The sequence below is a fragment of the Belliella aquatica genome (genome assembly GCF_014637795.1).
Classification (GTDB): Bacteria; Bacteroidota; Bacteroidia; order Cytophagales; family Cyclobacteriaceae; genus Belliella; species Belliella aquatica.
Genome location: NZ_BMFD01000065.1, coordinates 1 through 527, shown reverse-complemented (window position 1 = coordinate 527; position 527 = coordinate 1). Strand labels below are relative to the sequence as shown.

The following is a 527-nucleotide window of genomic DNA, read 5'->3' as shown; positions in this document are numbered from 1 at the left end:
GTCAACATGAATTCATGCGTCACATTGGGAAGTAAGTAGCTTCTCAGCATCGGCATCTCGTAGATATAACCAATGCGCATCTTGTCGAAGAGCAAGCCAAACTGGAAGTTGTTTGCATAGTCTATTCTATGTCCTCCTCCAATCCAAACCTTTTCTTTCATCACTACTTTAAGGTTGAGTTCTAAGTTGTCTGGTAAGTCAGACTGACTCCTATACATGAAATTGGTCGCTACTGCTAGATTATCATTGATCCTGTTTCTGTATCCTGCTTGGAAGATGCCTACCCTGGGCATTCTTTCCATAAACACATCTCCCGAGTTGATCGCTCCTTGATTTACATGGTGCACCGCATAAGAGACATAGTAGCTTGGGTGTGTCAGGGCAAGTCCTAAATTGAAGTCTATCACTTGCATATTAGAGAAACTCCCAAAGTATTGACCTACTATCGGATCATCTGCTTGCTCTGTTGTCATACTATTTCCATCCAAACGGATAGAGCGGTAATTTAAACCAGCTCCCAATCTCAG

Annotated in this window: 1 protein-coding gene; it reads right to left on the bottom strand. The window is 42.5% G+C overall.

Annotation, left to right across the window (positions count from 1 at the left end):
- Nucleotides 1-527: PorP/SprF family type IX secretion system membrane protein (locus IEV57_RS19305; RefSeq protein ID WP_188444665.1), on the bottom strand; the 527-nt coding region annotated here is incomplete at both ends.